16 protein-coding genes are annotated in these 18,668 nt (G+C 55.9%); 13 read left to right on the top strand and 3 right to left on the bottom strand.

Translation table 11 applies throughout. The annotated features are described in order from the left end of the window. Positions 1–2 precede the first annotated feature (2 nt). The 3 genes from EKD02_RS01725 to feoB all read left to right on the top strand — a co-directional run bounded on the left by EKD02_RS01725 (position 3) and on the right by feoB (position 2,936). Positions 3–386 (top strand): histidine triad nucleotide-binding protein, encoded by a 384-nt coding sequence (locus tag EKD02_RS01725; protein WP_126341637.1) that lies wholly within the window; start codon positions 3–5, stop codon positions 384–386. A gap of 130 nt (positions 387–516) precedes the next feature. Further along, positions 517–810, top strand: a complete 294-nt coding sequence (locus EKD02_RS01730; protein ID WP_011890949.1) for a FeoA family protein — start codon at positions 517–519, stop codon at positions 808–810. Further along, on the top strand, positions 807–2,936 hold the full coding sequence (feoB, locus tag EKD02_RS01735) for a ferrous iron transport protein B (RefSeq protein WP_126383540.1): 2,130 nt from the start codon (positions 807–809) through the stop codon (positions 2,934–2,936). Before EKD02_RS01730 ends, feoB begins: the two co-directional genes overlap by 4 nt. Here the strand turns inward: feoB and topA are convergent. Continuing rightward, complete coding sequence (gene topA / locus EKD02_RS01740) at positions 2,926–5,337, bottom strand: type I DNA topoisomerase (RefSeq protein WP_126383542.1); 2,412 nt, start codon at positions 5,335–5,337, stop codon at positions 2,926–2,928. The genes feoB and topA overlap by 11 nt on opposite strands. Before the next feature lie 218 nt (positions 5,338–5,555). On the opposite strand from topA, the gene EKD02_RS01745 reads away from it, so the two are divergent. The 9 genes from EKD02_RS01745 to EKD02_RS01785 all read left to right on the top strand — a co-directional run bounded on the left by EKD02_RS01745 (position 5,556) and on the right by EKD02_RS01785 (position 15,237). Further along, positions 5,556–7,274 carry an N-acetylmuramoyl-L-alanine amidase family protein gene (locus EKD02_RS01745; protein ID WP_126383544.1) on the top strand — a complete coding sequence of 573 codons (1,719 nt, stop codon included), beginning with the start codon at positions 5,556–5,558 and terminating at the stop codon, positions 7,272–7,274. Between the two features lie 103 nt (positions 7,275–7,377). Next, positions 7,378–8,355 (top strand): biotin--[acetyl-CoA-carboxylase] ligase, encoded by a 978-nt coding sequence (locus EKD02_RS01750; RefSeq protein ID WP_011890945.1) that lies wholly within the window; start codon positions 7,378–7,380, stop codon positions 8,353–8,355. 30 nt (positions 8,356–8,385) lie between these two features. Further along, entirely contained in the window at positions 8,386–9,384 is a 999-nt protein-coding gene (bioB, locus tag EKD02_RS01755; RefSeq protein WP_126383546.1) for a biotin synthase BioB, read from the top strand. Between the two features lie 9 nt (positions 9,385–9,393). Beyond that, a complete protein-coding gene (locus EKD02_RS01760) occupies positions 9,394–10,557 on the top strand; it encodes an aminotransferase class I/II-fold pyridoxal phosphate-dependent enzyme (RefSeq protein ID WP_126383548.1) in 1,164 nt (387 codons plus the stop codon). Then, the gene (locus tag EKD02_RS01765; RefSeq protein ID WP_011890942.1) at positions 10,554–11,234 is read left to right on the top strand and encodes a pimeloyl-ACP methyl esterase BioG family protein; all 681 of its coding nucleotides are present in this window, start codon (positions 10,554–10,556) and stop codon (positions 11,232–11,234) included. Before EKD02_RS01760 ends, EKD02_RS01765 begins: the two co-directional genes overlap by 4 nt. Further along, positions 11,231–12,013: a malonyl-ACP O-methyltransferase BioC gene (gene bioC / locus EKD02_RS01770; protein ID WP_011890941.1), complete on the top strand. Its 783-nt coding sequence runs from the start codon at positions 11,231–11,233 to the stop codon at positions 12,011–12,013. Before EKD02_RS01765 ends, bioC begins: the two co-directional genes overlap by 4 nt. Continuing rightward, entirely contained in the window at positions 12,010–12,699 is a 690-nt protein-coding gene (gene bioD, locus EKD02_RS01775) for a dethiobiotin synthase (RefSeq protein WP_011890940.1), read from the top strand. The genes bioC and bioD overlap by 4 nt, the downstream gene beginning before the upstream one ends. A gap of 31 nt (positions 12,700–12,730) precedes the next feature. Then, positions 12,731–14,014 (top strand): adenosylmethionine--8-amino-7-oxononanoate transaminase, encoded by a 1,284-nt coding sequence (bioA, locus tag EKD02_RS01780; protein WP_126383549.1) that lies wholly within the window; start codon positions 12,731–12,733, stop codon positions 14,012–14,014. After that, on the top strand, positions 14,011–15,237 hold the full coding sequence (locus tag EKD02_RS01785; RefSeq protein WP_126383551.1) for a THUMP-like domain-containing protein: 1,227 nt from the start codon (positions 14,011–14,013) through the stop codon (positions 15,235–15,237). Before bioA ends, EKD02_RS01785 begins: the two co-directional genes overlap by 4 nt. Here the strand turns inward: EKD02_RS01785 and EKD02_RS01790 are convergent. Together EKD02_RS01790 and prmA are read right to left on the bottom strand one after the other, a co-directional pair. Further along, positions 15,203–16,138 (bottom strand): Ppx/GppA phosphatase family protein, encoded by a 936-nt coding sequence (locus EKD02_RS01790; protein WP_126341629.1) that lies wholly within the window; start codon positions 16,136–16,138, stop codon positions 15,203–15,205. The genes EKD02_RS01785 and EKD02_RS01790 overlap by 35 nt on opposite strands. A 26-nt stretch (positions 16,139–16,164) precedes the next feature. Next, positions 16,165–17,037 carry a 50S ribosomal protein L11 methyltransferase gene (gene prmA, locus EKD02_RS01795; RefSeq protein WP_041469922.1) on the bottom strand — a complete coding sequence of 291 codons (873 nt, stop codon included), beginning with the start codon at positions 17,035–17,037 and terminating at the stop codon, positions 16,165–16,167. A 192-nt stretch (positions 17,038–17,229) separates the two neighbouring features. On the opposite strand from prmA, the gene lysC reads away from it, so the two are divergent. After that, positions 17,230–18,645, top strand: coding sequence for a lysine-sensitive aspartokinase 3 (gene lysC, locus EKD02_RS01800; protein WP_011890935.1), 1,416 nt, complete (start codon positions 17,230–17,232; stop codon positions 18,643–18,645). Positions 18,646–18,668: the final 23 nt, after the last annotated feature.

The raw sequence follows: 18,668 nt of genomic DNA on the forward strand, positions 1-18,668 counted from the left end.
TTATGACGCATCAGGATCCCGACTGTATTTTCTGTCGTATCGTGGAGGGGAGCATCCCCGCCGATATCATCTATCGAAACAACCATGTGCTTGCTTTTCGCGACATTGCCCCTGCAGCACCCCATCACGCCCTCATCATCCCTCTCCGCCATATCGTTTCCCTCAGCGACCTTACTGCTGAAGACGAGGAGGTAGCGGGTCATATTCTTCTCGCTGCCGCCCCGGTTGCCGATATTCTCGGCATCCGCCAGAGCGGGTACCGCATGGTGTTCAACAGCGGAGCTGATGCCATCCAGAGCGTGATGCATATTCATGGCCATGTGATTGGCGGCCGAAGCATGGGTTGGCCTCCGTTTCCCGGAGAGGCTGTCGTTCACGGCCAGTAAATGCTTTGACGGCAGTCAGTTTCTGCTGAAGAGGAAACTGAGGGAAACTTTTTCCTGTTCCCTGTATGTTATTTATATTAAATCTAATTTATGTTTCCCGTTCAGGGGTTATTCAAGAGGGAGTGGGAGTATGCGGCTTTCAGATATGGAAATTGGCGACAAGGGGGAGGTGACTGGCCTGAAGGTGGAGGGGGCTGTCAGAAGAAGAATCATGGATATGGGTTTAATCAAGGGAACCCGCTTCAAGGTTCTGCGGGTGGCGCCTTTGGGAGACCCGATGGAGATTTTTTTCAAGGGGCTCTATCTTACTCTGCGCCGCCAGGAGGCAGAGGGTGTTATGGTTCAGAGAAACGGGGGCGTTGGTGACGGCAGCCCTATGTCTGGCGGGCAGAGGAATCGCTGGCAGTGGGGGGCACGGCCATGAAGGAGCTGACGGTTGCGCTTGCGGGAAACCCGAACTGTGGCAAGTCTTCTCTGTTCAATGCTCTGACCGGGGCTCACCAGAAGGTTGGCAATTTCCCGGGAGTCACCATTGAAAAATATGAGGGACATTGTGATTTCGGCGGCTACCGCATACGGGTGGTCGACCTTCCCGGCACCTATTCACTGACACCCTATTCTCCCGAAGAGATTGTGACCCGCCAGTATCTGATTGAAGAACGGCCGGATGTGGTTGTCAATGTGATTGAGGGCCCTAATCTTGAGAGGAGCCTTCTGCTTACCACGCAGCTGATGGAGATGGAGGTTGACTTTCTTGTGGCCCTGAACATGATGGACGAGGTTGAGGAGCAGGGGATATCCATTGAAACCAAACAGCTGCAGCAGCTTCTGGGGTGTCATATCGTGCCCACTTCAGCGAAAAAAATGACAGGGATCGATGCCCTTCTCAATCATATTGTACGGGTCGGAACGGGGAAGATAGAGATACAGAAGAACAAGCTGTTTTTCAGGCCCGCTCTGGAGGAGCGAATCAATGAAATTGCCTCTCTGGTGCACCATGAGCCGGAACTTCAGGGGTTCAACAGCCGCTGGCTTGCAATCAAGCTGCTTGAGAGTGACAAGGAGGCATACCGGGAGGTGAGGCAGTATCCGGTATGGGTGAAGGTTGAGGTGGTTCTGCAGGAGGCAATGAAGGAAGTGCGCCGCCAGGATGATTCAGATCCGGAGGAGCTGATTGCCGAAGACAGGAACGCCTTTATCCGTGGAGCAATGAAGGAGTGTGTCCGGGGGCCGAAGGAGAGGCCGGCAACCATGACGGATTACATTGATATGGTTGTTCTCAACCGTCTCCTTGGGCTCCCCGTGTTTCTGCTTGTTGTCTGGGCGGTATTCCATCTTACATTTTCTCTGGGAGCTCCTGCCATGGATGCCCTCTCTTCTCTTTTTGCTTTGGCGGCGAATGCCGTTGCGCCGCTTCTTCCCAATGAGATGCTCCGCTCCATTCTTGTGGACGGAGTCATTGCCGGGGTTGGGGGCGTTCTGGTGTTTCTTCCCAACATTGTGCTGCTGTTCATCGGCCTTTCTTTTCTGGAGGCATCGGGATATATGGCCAGGGCGGCTTTTGTCATTGACAGGGTCATGCACCGGTTCGGCCTTCACGGCAAGTCATTCATCCCCATGATTACGGGATTCGGCTGTTCGATTCCAGCCATTATGGCAACCCGTACTCTCCAGAGCCGGACAGACCGGCTGGTTACCATCATGATCATTCCCTTCATGAGTTGTGGCGCGAAGCTTCCGGTCTATGTGCTGCTCTGTGGTGCATTTTTCTCTCCGGCCATGGCGGGAAACATTCTTTTCGGCATCTATCTGCTCGGTATAGCCGTTGGGCTCTGGACCGCGTGGGTTCTCAAGTCGACCGTTCTGGGAAGTGATTCGGAGCCTTTTGTCATGGAGCTTCCTCCCTACCGGTGGCCGACCTTCGGTTCGGTGATTTTTCAGGCCAGGGCCAAAGCGCTGATGTATGTCAAAAAAGCCGGGACGCTCATTCTGGCTGCAGTTGTTCTGATATGGGTTGCCGGCAACTATCCGAAGAATCCGGAGCTTGATGGGGCTTTTGCTGTGCGGAGTGCGGAAATTCAGGCGGATAGCGGTATGACGCCGGCTGAAAAGGAGCAGCTGAGTGGCGAGCTTGGGCGCATGCTTCGGAGTGACCAGCTGGCATATTCATTTGCGGGAAGGGCAGGTATGCTGATGGAGCCAGTGCTCCGGCCGATCGGGTTTGATTGGAGAATAGGAATAGCTCTGGTGACGGGGCTTGCAGCAAAAGAGGTGGTTGTTTCAACAATGGCGACCATTTATGCTCTTTCAGCAGAGGAGGGGTCGGCTGATCTCAAAGCGACACTCCAGAGGGATCCTTCATTCAACAAGGCGACAGCGTTGAGCCTCATGGTGTTTGTACTGCTCTACCTTCCCTGCATGGCAGCGTTGGGGGTGATGAAAAAAGAGGTCGGCCGCTGGAAGCCCGTCCTGCTCTATTCGGTCTACTCGCTCTCGATAGCCTGGGTGATGTCGTTCATTGTCTACCGGACAGCGCTGCTTATTCTGTAGCCGGGGTTTTCTCGGCAGCCTGCTCCTCTGCCTCAACCCTTACCAGCCCACGCTCTTCTGCGCTGGTGATGATGTCGTCAATCGGCATGGTCATGGATGCAGGACTGCCGTCAATCATGGTGATGGTGATGGCCGGGTTGGCTTTGATGTGTTCTGCCATGACCTCTTCCCAATGCAGCCGTACCGGTTCTTCAAGCGAGTTCCATGCCATGCGTCCCCGGCATTTTGGGAATTTGGAGCATCCGAGCCACGGTCCCCGTTTGCCGATTCGCAGGTTCATGGGAGCGCCGCACTTCGGGCAGGTAAGATCAGTCAGTACGGGAGGGAGCTTCATTGGTTCAATCTGGCGTTGCTTGCCCAGATTGAGCAGACCCTTGCATTTCGGGTAGCTTGAGCAGGCAAGGAAGGCTCCGTGGCGGCCATTGCGCAGCAGCATGTGCCCTTCATTGCAGGAGGGGCAGAGAATGCCGGTATCCTTTGGCTTCTCTTTGTTTGTGGCAATGGGGATGTTGTTGCGGCACTTCGGATAGCGCGAGCAGCCGAGGAACTTTCCGCTTTGGGTCCATTTGACAATCATCCTCCCCTCTCCGCATTTTTCGCAAGGGGCCGCATCCCGGTTCTGGGGAATGACAGGGTCCTCTTTCCGGGCGCTGAGGGTTGCTTCAAGGGGCTTGTAGAAACGGTCGAGCACTGACTCATAGTCATCCTCGCCGACGGCTACTTTGTCAAGTTCGTTTTCCATCCCGGCGGTGAAATCGACATTGAACAGTTCGGGGAAGTTGGAGACCAGTATCTCGGAAACATCCATGCCGAGGACTGTCGGGATAATCTTCTTTTTCTGCAGCTCAACATACCGCCTGTCCTGCAGGGTTGAGAAAATCGATGCATAGGTTGAGGGTCGGCCAATGCCGTAATTGTCGAGGTCCTTGACCAGCGTGGCCTCGCTGAAGCGGGCCGGGGGACGGGTAAAGCTCTGGCGGCTGTCTATCGGGCCGAGATTGAGCGGGTCGTTCTCCCTAAGCACTTTGGGCAGCCGGACAGTCTGCTCTTTTTCTCCCTCGTCTTTTGTTGATTTCCGCTCTTCATAGGCCAACTCCTCCTGGTCGTTGAACACTTTCATGAATCCGGGAAAAAGCACCCTGCTGCCGTTGGCTCTGAACGAAATACGGGCTTCGGGGTCGGCAATGTCAACGCGGGTCTGCTCAATTTTGGCCGGCGCCATCATGGCTGCGACAAACCGCTTCCAGATAAGGTCATAGAGGCGGTACTGGTCAGTGCTCAGATAGGGTTTCAGATCCTCAGGGCATCGGTTGACGGAAGTCGGGCGGATGGCTTCGTGGGCGTCCTGTGCGTTTTTTGATGATTTTGCTGCGGCTCCACCAAAACCGATATACTCCTTGCCGAAAGCGTTTTCAATGAAATGGCGCGCCTGCCCCTTTGCTTCATCACCAATGCGTATGGAGTCGGTCCTCATGTAGGTGATGAGGCCGGTTGCCCCTTCGCTTCCAAGGTCAATGCCTTCGTAGAGCTGCTGGGCGGCACGCATGGTTTTTTTTGAACCGAACCCGAGCTGGTTCGATGCGGCCTGCTGGAGCAGTGATGTGGTGAACGGAAGGGGCGCACGGCGCTGCTGGGTGCGCGGTGCGATTGCCTTCAGCCTGTAGTTGCCCTTTGAGACAAGGGCAGCCGCGGCTTCGGCTGAGGCCTGGTTCTTGAGGTCGGGCTTTTCGCCGTTGATGCTCATCAGGCGAGCCTTGAACGATTCTTTTTCTGAAGTGATAAAGTCGGCGGCAATGGTCCAGTATTCCTGTATCTCGAAGCGGTTGATCTCCATTTCCCTTTCACAGATGAGGCGAAGAGCGACGGACTGGACCCGACCGGCGGAGAGGCCGCGCATAACCACATTCCATAAAAAAGGGCTGATGCGGTAGCCTACAATTTTATCAAGACCCTGTCGGGTCTGCTGTGAGCGGACCAGCTTGTAGTCAATCTGGCGGGGGTCTGCTATGGCTTCGAGAATGGCGCTTTTGGTGATTTCATTGAACATGACCCTGGTGACGGGTTTGCTCGTTTTTCCGATTTCGTTGGCAATGTGCCATGCAATGGCCTCACCTTCGCGGTCGGGGTCAGTTGCAATCATGACGGCACTGGCCTCCGCGGAGAGCTTTTTCAGCTGGCGGACCACTTTGTCTTTCCCGGCTATCACCTCATAGCTGGGCTCGTAATGGTTGTCGAAATCAAGGCCGATCTCTTTTTTGGGAAGGTCCTTGATGTGTCCGACCGATGCAAACACCGCATAGCCGTCACCCAGATATTTGTTGATGGTTTTTGCCTTTGAGGGCGATTCAACAACAATGAGGGTTCTGTTCTTGGCTGAAAGTGAGGGTGTTTTTACTGCCATTGCTTCAGTCCCGGTGGTAAGTGCGTTATCAAGAAGAGTGTGTTGATGGGAATTTTGAAAAAGATAGACCTTGCATCCGTAAAAACAAATTTTACTCCCAAAAGGGTTCTCCCGCTACTTTCGTTCAGAGGGGTTTCAGAGGAAGAGTATATTTATTATACTGATTCAGGAAATTCCCCCTGAACCCTGTAACCTAACCCCTAACGCACGGGATTTTCATGATGCTCTCCCTGTCACGGCTTCGCCGCTGTTCAGCTGTTCCCTTTCTGATGGCTTTCTTTTTTGCGGCATTTTTTTCCGTTGCCGCGGCTGCCGCCCCGGTTTCGGGTGAGGCACAGCCGACCCTTCCACTGCGGGTTTCGCTTGGAGGGGGGGAGGGGTATACCATAGGGGTTTTTACCCGTAACGACAGGGGCTCCCTTTGTGTTGATCTTGAGTCCATGACCAGAGCGTTGCGGCTCAGTCTCCGTGTTGCAGGAGGGACGCTTTCTGCTGAAGAGGCTCTCAATTCGCCCGGCAGTGTCCTGATTGCGAGGGATGGCGGAGCGTTTGTGCGCATTGAGCCTCGCGGCCGTTCTGCGGCGCCTCGAATGCTCCAGCTTCGTGCCTCGCCTCGCCTGATTGGCGGCCGTCTTTTTCTTCCTGCTGCCGACGCCGCCGGGATGTTTTCTCTCTGGCTTGATCGGGACATACTCTACAGTCAGAAAGAGGGAATGCTGAAGGTCTGGATGCAGCCGCGTCCCCGGGCGCGTTCAACCGCTTCATTGGGGTCGTTGACTACGCCTTCGACTGACACTTCTTCTGCCGTATCTGCCGGTCCGACCCGTATTGTCAGTATTGCTGTTGAAGAGCGGGCCAACGGCGCCATTATTATCATGACGGCATCGGGAGCACCGACGGAGGCTGTGCTTCTGCAGCCGGATGCCTCAGGTAATGCGGCTTTTACCCTCAAGGGGGCTTCCGGCGATATTGCGGCGCTCTCAAAAACTTTCGGGGAGGGAGTCGTTCGCGGCATCAGGGCGTCGGTTACTCCGGAGGGGCTGCGTTTTGCCGTTTCGTTTGATCCGGAGGCGAGGGTGGTCGCCCCGATGGAATTCCAGAAGAGCCAGACCTCCAACCGCTACCGGCTTCTTGTGCGAAGCGAAGCGGATGTGAAGGCCTTGCGCCAGAGCGAAAAAACGCGCCAGATAGCCAGTGTCATCAAGAAGGATATGGAGAAATGGAAGTTTGACACCATTGTGCTTGATGCCGGCCATGGCGGAAAAGATCCCGGGGCGGTAGGGCTGAAGGGTACGAGGGAGAAGGATGTTGTGCTTAATATCGTGCGTGATCTCGGCAGCATCATTGCCAGGAAGTGGCCTGGCGTACGGGTGGTCTATACGCGAAAGGACGACCGGTTCATTCCTCTGCATGAACGGGGTAAAATTGCCAACCATGAAGGGGGCAAGCTCTTTCTGAGCATTCACGCCAACGCAAACAACAAGAGAAGTATCCGTGGAGCGGAGGTATACATTCTTGGCCCCCATAAAACGAAATCCGCCCTTGATGTGGCCATGCTTGAAAATGCCGTCATCAGTCAGGAGGTCGATTCCGAGGAGAGGTACAAGGGCTTTACACAGGAGCATCTGATCATGAGTACCATGGCCCAGAACGCCTTTGTGCGCCAGTCAACCTCCCTTGCCCAGGAAATTCTTCGACCCATTGACCGATCGTCCACCATTAACGGCCGGGGCGTCCGACAGGCCGGATTCATGGTGCTCTGGACTCCCTCCATGCCCAGTGCGCTGGTTGAGGTCGGTTATATCTCCAACGCTCAGGAGGAGAAGATTCTTCGCGACCGCCAGGAACAGACCAAAATAGCCTACAGGGTGTTTCAGGGACTTGAGGTCTACAGAAGAAATTACGAGGCTTCGCGGCTTGCCGCCATGGAGCGCTGAATGCTTCGGGCTTTCTCTTCTTGCAAAGTTGTCAACCTGATGCTACATTCAGGTTGACAATAACTGCCGATCCCTCTTTCGGCAATCTTTCCCTGCCTCTCTCATGAACGAAGTTTCGCAGCAGATTCTCGGCCGACTCTCTTCTGCTTCCGGTTTTCTTTCCGGCGCTGCTCTTTCGCGGGAGTTCGGCATGACCCGGAGCGCGGTCTGGAAGCATATCATGATGCTTCGAAGGGGGGGTTACGGGATCGAGGCACTCAGCGGGCGGGGTTACAGGCTTTCCTCAATGACGGGAACTCCTTCGGGGCCGGAGGTTGCGCGCTTTCTCAATACCAGTGCGTTCGCCAGGGAAATGGTCTGGGAAGAGGAGCTTGTTTCAACCAACACAACGGCACGGGTTCTTGCGGGGAAAGGGGCTGCTGAAGGTCTTGTTGTTTCGGCTGACAGACAGACCGGGGGTCGGGGACGGCTTGGCCGGAGCTGGGAGTCGGCTCCGGGGGTCAATATCCATTGTTCCCTTGTGCTTCGACCCCGTGTGCCTCTTCAGCGCATTCCCCAGCTTACTCTGCTTGTTGCCGTGGCAATCCACAAGGCAATTGCCTCACTTCTGCCGGATCTTTCAGCCGCAATCAAGTGGCCGAACGATATTTATTCCGATGGCCGGAAGCTGGCGGGAGTTCTCTGCGAAATGGAGTCGGAGGCGGACTGTGCGCATTTCGTCGTGGTTGGTATCGGCATCAATGTCAATCAGGAGAGCTTTCCCCCCCATCTTTCCCAAAGCGCCACATCGCTCCTGCTTGCCTCCGGCAGAATCGCGTCCAGGCCGCAGCTTCTGGCGGAGATTTTCAACCATTTCGAGCCACTCTACCATGAATGGTGTGAAGTTGATGATCTTGCTTTTGTGCTCGACTATCTTGAGCGCCACGCCTGGCTGAAAGACCGGGAGGTTGAGGTTTCGCGTCTTCATGGAAAAATAGCCGGGCGGGTCTCGGGCCTTTCTGCTCTGGGTGAATTGAGAGTTGTGGAGTCGGACGGAACAGTTCATCTGATAGGGTCGGGAGAGGCTACCCTGAAACAGTAAACCGGTTGGACAGTAAATTCAATGCAGAATATGGACATAAAAACGCTTCATCCGGCAATTGCAGCAGCATACCGGGTTCTTGAAACTGGAGAGCCAATCTCTCTTGAAGAGGCACAGCTTCTTGCTTCGCTTCCCGGGGAATTTTCGCTTGATCTTGCCTCGCTGGCCAACAAAGTCAGAAACCGCTGGGGAAAGGGCGGTATTCATGCATGCTCCATCATGAATGCCAAGTCGGGGGTCTGTGGCGAGAATTGCCGGTTCTGCGCCCAGTCGCGACATAACCATGCTGATATTGAGGTTTATCCCCTGGTTGACGAGGATGCTGTACTCTTTGAGGCCAGAAGCTGCGCCGAACATGGTGTGTCTCATTTCGGGCTTGTCACCAGTGGTTACGGTTACAGAACAATGAATGCGGAGTTCAAGCGGATTCTTGCCATGATTGACCGGCTGCACGAGGAACTGCCTGAGCTCAATGTCTGCGCATCCATCGGCATACTCGGACCTGAAACGGCAGCAGCTCTGGCTCGCCACGGCATTGCCCATTACAATATCAATCTTCAGGTGGCGCCGGAAAAGTATGCCGGTCTCATTGCCGATACGCACGGGATTGAAGAGAGAATGGAGACCGTCCGCCTGCTTCGCCGGGAGGGAGTCAATGTGTGTTGCGGGGGAATTATCGGCGTGGGTGAAAGCATGGAGGATCGCGTTGCCATGCTTTTTGCTCTTCGCGATCTTGATGTCTCAGTCATCCCCATCAATGTTCTCGTTCCCATTGAGGGGACTCCGCTTCAGGCTGCCGAATCGGTGCCTCTTGCCGACATTGTGAAGGTGTTCGCCCTGGCCCGTCTTGTCCACCCGCATTCGATTATCAAGTTTGCTGCCGGCCGTGAGACGCTCATGAAGGATTTTCAGGGGCTTCTGATGCTTTCGGGCGCGGATGGCTACCTGACGGGAGGGTACCTGACCACACGGGGGCGTGACTTGGCTGATGACCAGCGTTTTTCCGAGCGCCTTGCCAGTTTTTCCTGAAGGGGCAGTATGGAGTTTCATGACCGTTTACAGCGCGAGCTCAACGCAATGCAGAGGGCCGACCGGTACCGGACAATACCCGGTGTTGCCGGTCGCTCCGGTCGTCATATTACAATCGGCCGGGAGTCTCTCCTGAACCTCTCTTCCAATGATTATCTGGGTCTTGGTGATGACGCCGCCCTGCGTTCTGCGTGGCTCAGGGAGATGGGCCCTGAGCTGCCCCCCATGAGCAGCTGTTCCTCTCGCCTTCTCACCGGAAACCATCCACTTGCCGATGCGCTGGAGGCGGAGCTCTCAACGCTCTATGGCGACCGGGCGGCCATGCTGTTCAACAGCGGCTACCATGCCAATACAGGCATTCTTCCCGCTCTTGCCGGCCGCCATGACCTTGTGCTCTCCGACAGGCTCAACCATGCAAGTATTATTGACGGGCTGAAAATTTCGGATGCCAGCTGGATGCGTTACCGCCACCTCGACTACGACCATCTTGAGGAGCTTCTCTCTGAGGGGACGAAAAATCAGCGCCAGTGTTTTATTATTTCCGAATCCATTTTCAGCATGGATGGCGACAGGGTAGACTGCGGACGCCTCGTTGAGCTGAAAAAGAGGTACGGGGCCATTCTCATCCTTGACGAGGCTCATGCGGTTGGCACACTTGGCCTCCGGGGTCTGGGGCTCGCTGAACAGGAGGGTCTGGGTGAAGAAATTGACATTATTGTGGGCACATTCGGCAAGGCATTTGCGTCCACCGGAGCCTATGCCATCATGGCTCCTCTCCTGCGGCAGTATCTGGTCAATACTGCAAGGCCTTTTATTTTTACGACGGCCATCCCTCCGGTGATGCTTTCCTGGAGTCTTTGGACCCTTCGGCGCCAGAGCCGGATGCAGGAGGAGAGGGCGTGGCTGCAGGCACTTGCCTCCAGCCTCCGCACTTCTCTGCAGCAGAAGGGGTTCACTGTTCCTGGAGACAGCCATATTGTGCCGGTTTACGCCGGAGCGAACAGTCAGGCGGTTGCCATGGCCGCAGCACTCAGAAAACGGGGAATTCTGGCTCTGCCGGTTCGTCCCCCGACGGTTCCTGAAAATACGGCCCGTCTCCGCATTTCCCTTCGCGCCACCCTTCACCGGGAAGATGTTTCGGGAGTTCTGGATGCTCTCGGGGAGGTTGCATGAAGGAGGTGTGGTTGAGAAAAACGGGAGCTGAAGAGCTGGTGCTTTTTTTCAGCGGGTGGGGTATGGACTCTGCTCCGGCGAAGGCTCTTTTTGCCCGCTCCGTTGAACAGGGGTTCCGGGGCGACATGGTTGCTTTTCATGATTACCGGAGCCCGCAGTGCAGCGCGGAACTCTGCCTGGCGGCTGAGGAGTATCCCCGCCGGACTCTTCTGGCATGGTCTCTGGGCGTTTGGGCGGCCGGGCGCTCCGGCGTTCCGGTGCCCCATTTCGCTGTTGCCGTGAATGGAACGCTCTATCCCCGTCATGCGGATCTGGGCATTGATCCTGCTGTGTTTGACGCGACGCTTGAGAGCTACTCTGAAGAGAACAGAGTGCGTTTCAACCGGCGGATGTGCGGTTCGCGGGAGGTGCTCCGTCATTTCACCACCATGTCATCCATGAGAGGCGCTGCCGACCAGCAGGAGGAGCTTCGTTTGATCAGGAAGGCGATTTCCGGCGGGCCGGCCGAAAAGCCGACGGGGTGGAGCTATTCCCGGGCAATTATCGGGCTGAAAGACGCAATTTTTCTTCCCGAAAGCCAGCGCTCCGCATGGGAGGGGACCGGGCAGCGGATTGTTTCAGAAATGCCTCACTGGCCTTTTTTTCACCATTCAACCATTATGGAGCTGACGGCATGAGCGGAGTGAAGGACAAAATGCTTGTCGGAGAGCGTTTCCGCCGGGCGCTCTGCTCCTACCCTGAAAGTGCGGTGGTGCAGGAGGCTATGGCCCGTGAGCTGGTTTCCATGGTACGCCTGCATGCTGGAGAGGAGAGGCTGGGAAGGGTTCTGGAAATCGGAGCGGGCTCGGGGCTTTTGACGGAGCTTCTTCTGGAGGCTTTTCCGGTGGCCAGCTTGACGGCCAACGATCTTGTCGGGGAGTGCCGGGAGCCATTGCGGGAGATTGCCCGCCGTTTGCGTATCGCGGAGTTCAGTTTTCTCAAGGGAGATATTGAGGAGTGCGGTGAGTTGCCCGGTTCGCAGGATCTTGTGGTCTCAAACGCTACCCTGCAGTGGCTCAACGATCTTGACAAGCTCTTTGCCGCAGTCAGGCGGAGCCTCGTCCCGGGAAAACTGTTTGCCTTCACCTCTTTTACTGTGGGCAATATGGAGGAAATTGCCATGCTTGGAGGGGGAGGCCTCAGCTACCGGACCACGGAGGAGATCGGGGAGATTGCCGGACGGCATTTTGAGCTGCTTGAACTGAAGGAGAGCCGGGAGCAGCTCACTTTTTCCTCGCCTCGTGAGGTGCTTGGCCATATTCGCCAGACCGGAGTCAACGGTCTTGGCGGGGAGCGGTGGAGCAGAAGCCGTTATCTGGACTTTATGGAGAACTACAGCCGCCTGTTTCGGGTACAGGGAGGGGTCAGCCTTACCTATCGCCCGCTCTATTGCGTGCTGAGGAGAAGAGAGCTGTGAATGGCCGTCTTACGGTTGTTTCCGGAATTGATACCGGGGTGGGAAAGACCGCTGTGACCGGGCTGCTCGCTGCCTCCCTGCTTCACCGGGGGGTGCGGGTCATGACTTCAAAAACAGTCCAGACCGGCTGCACCGGCATTGCAGACGATATTGTGGAGCACCGGCGGCTGATGGGCATCCCCCTTGAGGAGGCTGACCGTCTCCGGCTTACCTGCCCTCAGGTTTTTCCCCTTCCCGCCTCTCCCCATCTTGCCGCCCGCATGGCTGGAAGCGAGGTTGATCTTGCCGGTATCAGTGCCTCCGTAAACGCTCTTCTGGAGCAGTATGACGAGGTGCTGCTTGAGGGAGTGGGAGGGTTGCTTGTCCCTCTTTCTCCCGACATGCTTTTTCTTGACTATGTCAAGAGCGGTGGATGGGATCTTCTGCTTGTTGCAACTCCGCGCCTCGGAAGCATCAACCATACCCTGCTTTCCGTCGAGGCCTGCCTCTGTCGTGAAGTTCCGCTGAGGGGGATTATCTACAACCGGTTTGGAGAGCACGATCCCCTCATTGCAGAGGACTCGCTTGAAACCATCCGGCGGGAGCTGTCGCGCCGTTCTCTCTCTTTGCCTGTGATTGATTTCCGCTCCGCCTCTTTCCACAGGACTGATCTTGAGCAGCTGGGCTTTCTTGTGCCAGAACCGTGACCTTTTTCCATAAAGACGATTTCGCACTGTCATGATTGATCTTGATTTCGACCGCCGCTACATCTGGCATCCGTACACTTCAATGAAGAATCCTTTGCCTGTTTTTCCGGTTGCCGGGGCAAGCGGGGTTCGCCTGCAGCTGGAGGACGGTCGGGAGCTGGTTGATGGTATGTCGTCATGGTGGGCGGCCATTCACGGCTACAATCATCCCGTGCTCAACAGTGCAGCAAGCCAGCAGCTGGAGCGGATGAGTCATGTGATGTTCGGGGGGCTTACCCATGAGCCGGCGGTGAGGCTTGCCCGCCAATTGGTGGAAATGACTCCCGATTCACTCGACAGGGTCTTTTTCAGCGATTCGGGTTCTGTTGCTGTTGAAATTGCCATCAAAATGGCTGTCCAGTATTGGGAAGCCCTTTCCAGGCCGGGAAAAAAAAGGATGCTCGCGCTCCGTTGCGGCTATCACGGCGACACCTTTGGCGCCATGTCGGTTTCCGATCCAATGACTGGAATGCACTCACTGTTCCGCGGCGCCATTCAGGAGCAGTTTTTTGCCCCCGCTCCCCGGTGCCGCTATGGTGAACCCTGTACCGAAGAGGATATTGCGCCGCTTGCCGGCCTGCTGGAGAAGCATCACGATGAGCTGGCTGCTGTTATTGTGGAGCCGGTGGTGCAGGGGGCGGGGGGTATGCGGTTCTATTCTGCCGACTGGCTGGTGAGGCTTCGTGAGCTCTGCACAGCTTACGGCGTGCTGCTCATTTTTGATGAAATCGCTACCGGATTCGGCCGGACAGGGAAACTGTTCGCCATGGAGCATGCCGGCGTGGTGCCCGATATTCTCACTGTTGGAAAGGCTTTGACCGGTGGGTACATGTCGCTTGCCGCAACCCTGGCTTCGGGAGAGGTTGCCGATGCAATTTCGTCGGGCGAGCCGGGGGTCTTCATGCACGGCCCGACCTTCATGGCCAATCCGCTTGCCACTGCGGTAGCTTCAGCAAGTCTCGGACTGCTGCATTCGTCTTCCTGGCAGAACTCGGTGCAGCGAATTGAGGCGGGTCTCTTGCGGGGGCTTGAGCCTTGCCACTCGATTGAGGGTGTGGTGGATGTGAGGGTGCTGGGAGCCATCGGCGTGGTTGAATTGGATCGGCCGGTCAACATGGCCGCCATCCAGAAGGAGTTTGTGAGGCGCGGGGTTTGGGTGCGCCCCTTCGGCCGGCTGGTCTACCTGATGCCCCCCTTTATTATTGACGAAGGGGATCTGGACCTGCTGACGGCGGCGCTTGGCGAGGTTGTGGCCCTGGAGGGCGTGAAAGGGTGAGGGAGGATGAGCTTGAGCTGCTCCTCCGGCCTGAAGTGATGGAGGAGATAGGCCGGAACGCTGATGAGGATCCGGCTGCATACGCCATGCGCAATGCCGGCCGGACAGACATTCCCGTCAGGGCGATAGCAGAGCAGATAGCCTGCAGGAAGAAGGCGGCAAAAAAACTGCCCCGACTTTCCACCCGACCGTTGCTCTATACCTCCCGTGCTCTTGAGCAGGCATCGGCTGAACGGGTGGCTGCCTATCGTGCATCGCAGATGAGTGGTCAGAGGGCGATTGATCTCTCAGGCGGACTGGGCATTGACAGCTCTTTTCTTGCAGGAGCGTTCGCCCGTATTGATTTCGTTGAGCGCGATCCTCTTCTCTGCAGACTTGCCTCCCATACCATGCAGGTTCTTGAACGGAAGAATGTGGCCATTCAATGTGGCGATGCCTTCGCTGTTCTCGACTCCATTCCTTCCGGCATTCTTGACTGGATATTCGTTGACCCCGACCGGCGTGAGTCGGGGAGGCGGAGGGTGGGACTCAGCGAGAGCTCTCCGGATGTTGTTTCGGGCCACAATGAATTGATCCACAAGGCGCCCGGGGTATGCATAAAAGCCTCCCCTGCGCTTGAACTCTCAGGGTTGAAGCGAGAACTCCCTTCACTTTCCTCAATCATTGTTGTCTCTCTCGACCGTCAGTGCAGGGAGAGCATGCTGATTCTCCTCAAGGGAACGGCGCAGGAGAAAGAGCCTGAACGCAAAGCGGTCTGCCTTCACTCATCGGGTATTGGTGAGTACGAGGTTTCGGGTAGAGAGGGGGTAGAGAGGAGGGTTACGGCGGAGCCCGGCCCCTGTTTCTTTGAGCCCGACCCTGCAATCATCAAGGCAGGGCTTTCGGCGGAGGTTGCCGAAGAGTTCGGGCTGGAGTTTCTGAACCACTCGGTAGATTACTTGACGGGCGGCCCTTCAGAAGCAGTGTTTCCCGGCAGGGCGTTCCGGCTTGTTGCCCTCACCCCCTACAAACCCAAGCTGTTCCGGCGGTTTCTTAAAGAGCATCAGATTTTCGGGGCCTCCATACAGAGAAGGGATTTTCCGCTTTCGCCCGAAGAACTCCGCCGGCTTTACCGCCTCAAAGAGAGCAGCAGCCGATTTCTCTTTTTCTCGCGCAATGCTGCCGGTGAAGCGACCGTTTATTTCTGCCTCAGCCTTCGCCCTGAAGGCGAAGAAGCTCCTTGAGTGCAAGACCGTAGCGGAGCCCCTGTGCGCTGACACGGATTTCTCCGATGCCCAGGAGGCGCATGAACTGATGGAGAATCAGTGTGCCCATGGTAATCACATCTGCCCGTCCTTCGGGAATACCCAATGCGGTAATCTCCTCGAGCTTCATTTCTTTCAGGCGCTCCAGAAGGTTATGAACATCGTTGTAGCTGAGGAGGTAGTTGTGGACTTTCGTCACATCAAACTCCCTGTCCCCCTGAACAATCTGTGCAATGGCCGTTATGGTTCCGGCTACGCCATATACCTGTTCGCGGGAGGCGAAAAAGGGGAGGACCGCCCCGGTCAGAACACGGTTGATCTCCTCTTTTGCCATGGTGTACTCTTCGGGTGCCGGGGGGAGGGAGTGGAAAAACCGCTCGGTCAGCCGAACGGAGCCGATATCGAGGCTGACGCTTTGGGTAATGCCGCCTGTGGAGCCCATGGAAATTTCTGTGCTTCCCCCACCTATGTCCGTGACTGTAAAGGGGTCGGGAATGTTCCCCATTCCTGAAACTGCCCCGAAAAAGGTGAGCTCGGCCTCCTCTTCGCCACTGATGCAGCGAACGACGATACCGGTTGACCGGACCAGTTCGCTGGTGACCTCCATCCGGTTTTTTGCATCGCGCAGCGCACTGGTCCCGGTTGCGATAATGGTATCCGCCCCCTCGTCGTCGCTGATTTTTTTGAAGTCCAGCAGGCAGTTGATCAGCCGTTCCTTGGCCTCGCGATCAATGATTTTCAGTTCGTCGACCTGCTGGCCGAGGCGCACTATTGCCTGTTTGTGATATACCGGCTCTATTGTGCCTTTCAGCGGGTCAATGTCGACAATGAGAAGAAGAGCGGTGTTGGTGCCAATATCTATGCAGGAAACGCGTTCCATACTATGAGTCTGTTTTGTGATAAGGTTTATGGTGAACTGCGTCGGACCAGAGCGGAGAGCCACTCTTCTTCGTAGATTGTCCTCACGGCCTCGTACTTGAGCCGTTTGAGCAGTTTTTTGAGCCAGGCCTCGTCCCAGGCAAGGATGCCGGAAAGAAGGACGGATGCCTCGGGTGCGCTTTGGGCGATGACCGGCAGAATCCGGTCGATGACATTTTTGTTGATGTTGGCGAGTATGAGGGTGTATCCCTGTTGTAGATTGTTTTTCAGATCCTCTTCAGCATCCAGCAGTTCAACGCGGATGTCGCTGACCTCATTTTCAACAATGTTTTCAGCTGCGTTTTCAGCAGCCCAGCTGCTGTTGTCGAACGCGAGAATCGGCTGGGTGTTGCCGAGTTTTCGTGCAGCGATGGCCAGCACGCCGGTCCCTGTTCCAATGTCGATAATCCGCTCGTTCCTGATGTCCATCTCTTCAAGCTGTCGGAGCATCAGCCGTGTCGTTTCGTGATATCCGGTGCCGAACGACATTTTTGGATTGATGGTCAGCACAATCTGCCCGGGCTTTCTTGGCGCCTCCCCTTTTTTCTGGGCAATGAGGAACCGGTCTGATATTTCAACGGGTTTCAGGTGGGCCTCCCACTCGGCATTCCAGTTCCGATCGGTGATGAATGAAACCTCCATTGCCGGGGGTTCACCGGGAAGCCGTTGCAGTATGGCCCTCACGGCTTGTTCCCTGTCAGGGTCCCAGCCCTGTTCGGGCAGATAGGCCAGCAGCAGTTCATCCTCCTCCTGGAAGGAGACGATGCCTTCAAGCGAGAGAAGCGCAATTGCCAGTTCATGGCTGGTGGCTTCAAGAGCTATCGCCAGCTGGACTGTGTTGTTTTTTCCTGACAGGGGCATATGGTATCGTTGTTCAAATTCAGTGGCACAATATAAACATTCTCCCATACTACAAGCTCTTCCCCTCGCGGGGCCATAGAAGATTTTCATTTTTTAAGCTATATTTGCACTCCTGAAAGAACCTTCCCTTCCCGTTCGGGTCGGGGCATTCACGGCAGCGGGTTTGCTGCTGTAAACAATGTGCAAGATTTTATGGCTGTGATGAAATTCGGCGGTACCTCCATTGGATCCGCCAAGGCTATGCGGCAGGCCATTTCGATTGTTGCCCGACAGGAGCAGGAGTCAACCCCGCTGGTTGTGCTCAGCGCCTGCAGCGGCATAACCAACATGCTTCTTCGTATTGCCGATGCCTCCGGCAGCGGTTTGCTTGATGATGCGCTGGCGCTTGCCGGAGAGGTGCGCGCCCACCATCTTGGTCTTGTTGACGAACTTCTCACCGAAGAGGCTGCAAAAGCGGAGCTTGTCCTCAGGATTGAGGAAATTCTCTCGCGCCTTGAGCTTCTCGTCAAAGGCGTTGAAATTGTTGGCGAACTGACCGAACGCTCGCGTGACATGTTCTGCTCCTTTGGCGAACTCCTCTCCACAACAGTATTTGCGGCAGCGCTGCAGGCGGCCGGCCACAGCGCCAGGTGGGTGGATATCCGCACCATCATGATAACCGATGGCAACTTCGGGTTCGCCCGCCCGATTGAGGCGGAGTGCAGGGCGAGGGCAACTGAAGTCATCGCCCCGCTGCTTGCAGCAGGCACGACCGTTGTGACCCAGGGGTACATAGGCGCAACTGCTGATGGTCGGACAACGACGCTCGGTAGAGGCGGAAGCGACCTTTCGGCAGCGCTGCTTGGTGCCTGGCTGCATCTTTCGGCCATTCAGATATGGACCGATGTTGACGGTGTGATGACCTGCGATCCCAGAGTGGTGCCTGATGCACGAAGCATCAGAGTGATGACCTTTTCCGAGGCTGCGGAGCTTGCCTATCTCGGCGCCAAGGTACTGCATCCTGATACCATAGCCCCGGCAGTTGAAAAGAATATTCCGGTTTTTGTTCTCAATACCTGGCATCCCGACGCCCGGGGAACCGTTATAACCAACGACCCCGTCCGCCTTTCGGGTATGAGCTACGGCGGTCTGGTCAAGTCCATCGCGGTCAAAAAGGGCCAGGGAATAATAAATATCCGTTCAAACCGTATGCTGGGAAGGCACGGTTTCATGAACGAACTGTTTGATGTGTTTGCCCGTTACGCCATTTCAGTTGAAATGATTGCGACAAGTGAGGTTTCCGTCTCCGTTACGGTTGATGATGCGTGTTTTACCGACATGCTTCTCGACGACCTCAGAGAGTTCGGCGAGGTTGATGTTGAGCATGGTGTTGCCACCGTCAGTGTTGTTGGTGATAATCTCCGCATGTCGCGGGGTGTTGCCGGAAGAATTTTCGGTGCCCTGAAGGAGGTGAACCTCCGTATGATTTCACAGGGAGCTTCCGAAATCAATGTGGGGTTTGTTGTCGGGGAGCATGATGTTGTGGCAGCCATCAATGCCTTGCACAGCGAGTTTTTTTCCGGTGAAGATGCTGCGGGCATTTTTGAGGTCCCCGCAGGAAAGCCCTGAGTTTCTTGTGGCCCGGGGCCGGG

The organism is Chlorobium phaeovibrioides, from assembly GCF_003968655.1.
GTDB lineage: Bacteria > Bacteroidota > Chlorobiia > Chlorobiales > Chlorobiaceae > Chlorobium > Chlorobium phaeovibrioides.

What these genes read in the sequence shown, in the direction of transcription:
- EKD02_RS01725 (WP_126341637.1), top strand. Translation starts at nt 3, where the DNA reads ATGACGCATCAGGATCCCGACTGTATTTTCTGTCGTATCGTGGAGGGG.
- EKD02_RS01730 (WP_011890949.1), top strand. Translation starts at nt 517, where the DNA reads ATGCGGCTTTCAGATATGGAAATTGGCGACAAGGGGGAGGTGACTGGC.
- feoB (WP_126383540.1), top strand. Translation starts at nt 807, where the DNA reads ATGAAGGAGCTGACGGTTGCGCTTGCGGGAAACCCGAACTGTGGCAAG.
- topA (WP_126383542.1), bottom strand. Translation starts at nt 5,337, where the DNA reads ATGGCAGTAAAAACACCCTCACTTTCAGCCAAGAACAGAACCCTCATT.
- EKD02_RS01745 (WP_126383544.1), top strand. Translation starts at nt 5,556, where the DNA reads ATGATGCTCTCCCTGTCACGGCTTCGCCGCTGTTCAGCTGTTCCCTTT.
- EKD02_RS01750 (WP_011890945.1), top strand. Translation starts at nt 7,378, where the DNA reads ATGAACGAAGTTTCGCAGCAGATTCTCGGCCGACTCTCTTCTGCTTCC.
- bioB (WP_126383546.1), top strand. Translation starts at nt 8,386, where the DNA reads ATGGACATAAAAACGCTTCATCCGGCAATTGCAGCAGCATACCGGGTT.
- EKD02_RS01760 (WP_126383548.1), top strand. Translation starts at nt 9,394, where the DNA reads ATGGAGTTTCATGACCGTTTACAGCGCGAGCTCAACGCAATGCAGAGG.
- EKD02_RS01765 (WP_011890942.1), top strand. Translation starts at nt 10,554, where the DNA reads ATGAAGGAGGTGTGGTTGAGAAAAACGGGAGCTGAAGAGCTGGTGCTT.
- bioC (WP_011890941.1), top strand. Translation starts at nt 11,231, where the DNA reads ATGAGCGGAGTGAAGGACAAAATGCTTGTCGGAGAGCGTTTCCGCCGG.
- bioA (WP_126383549.1), top strand. Translation starts at nt 12,731, where the DNA reads ATGATTGATCTTGATTTCGACCGCCGCTACATCTGGCATCCGTACACT.
- EKD02_RS01790 (WP_126341629.1), bottom strand. Translation starts at nt 16,138, where the DNA reads ATGGAACGCGTTTCCTGCATAGATATTGGCACCAACACCGCTCTTCTT.
- prmA (WP_041469922.1), bottom strand. Translation starts at nt 17,037, where the DNA reads ATGCCCCTGTCAGGAAAAAACAACACAGTCCAGCTGGCGATAGCTCTT.
- lysC (WP_011890935.1), top strand. Translation starts at nt 17,230, where the DNA reads ATGGCTGTGATGAAATTCGGCGGTACCTCCATTGGATCCGCCAAGGCT.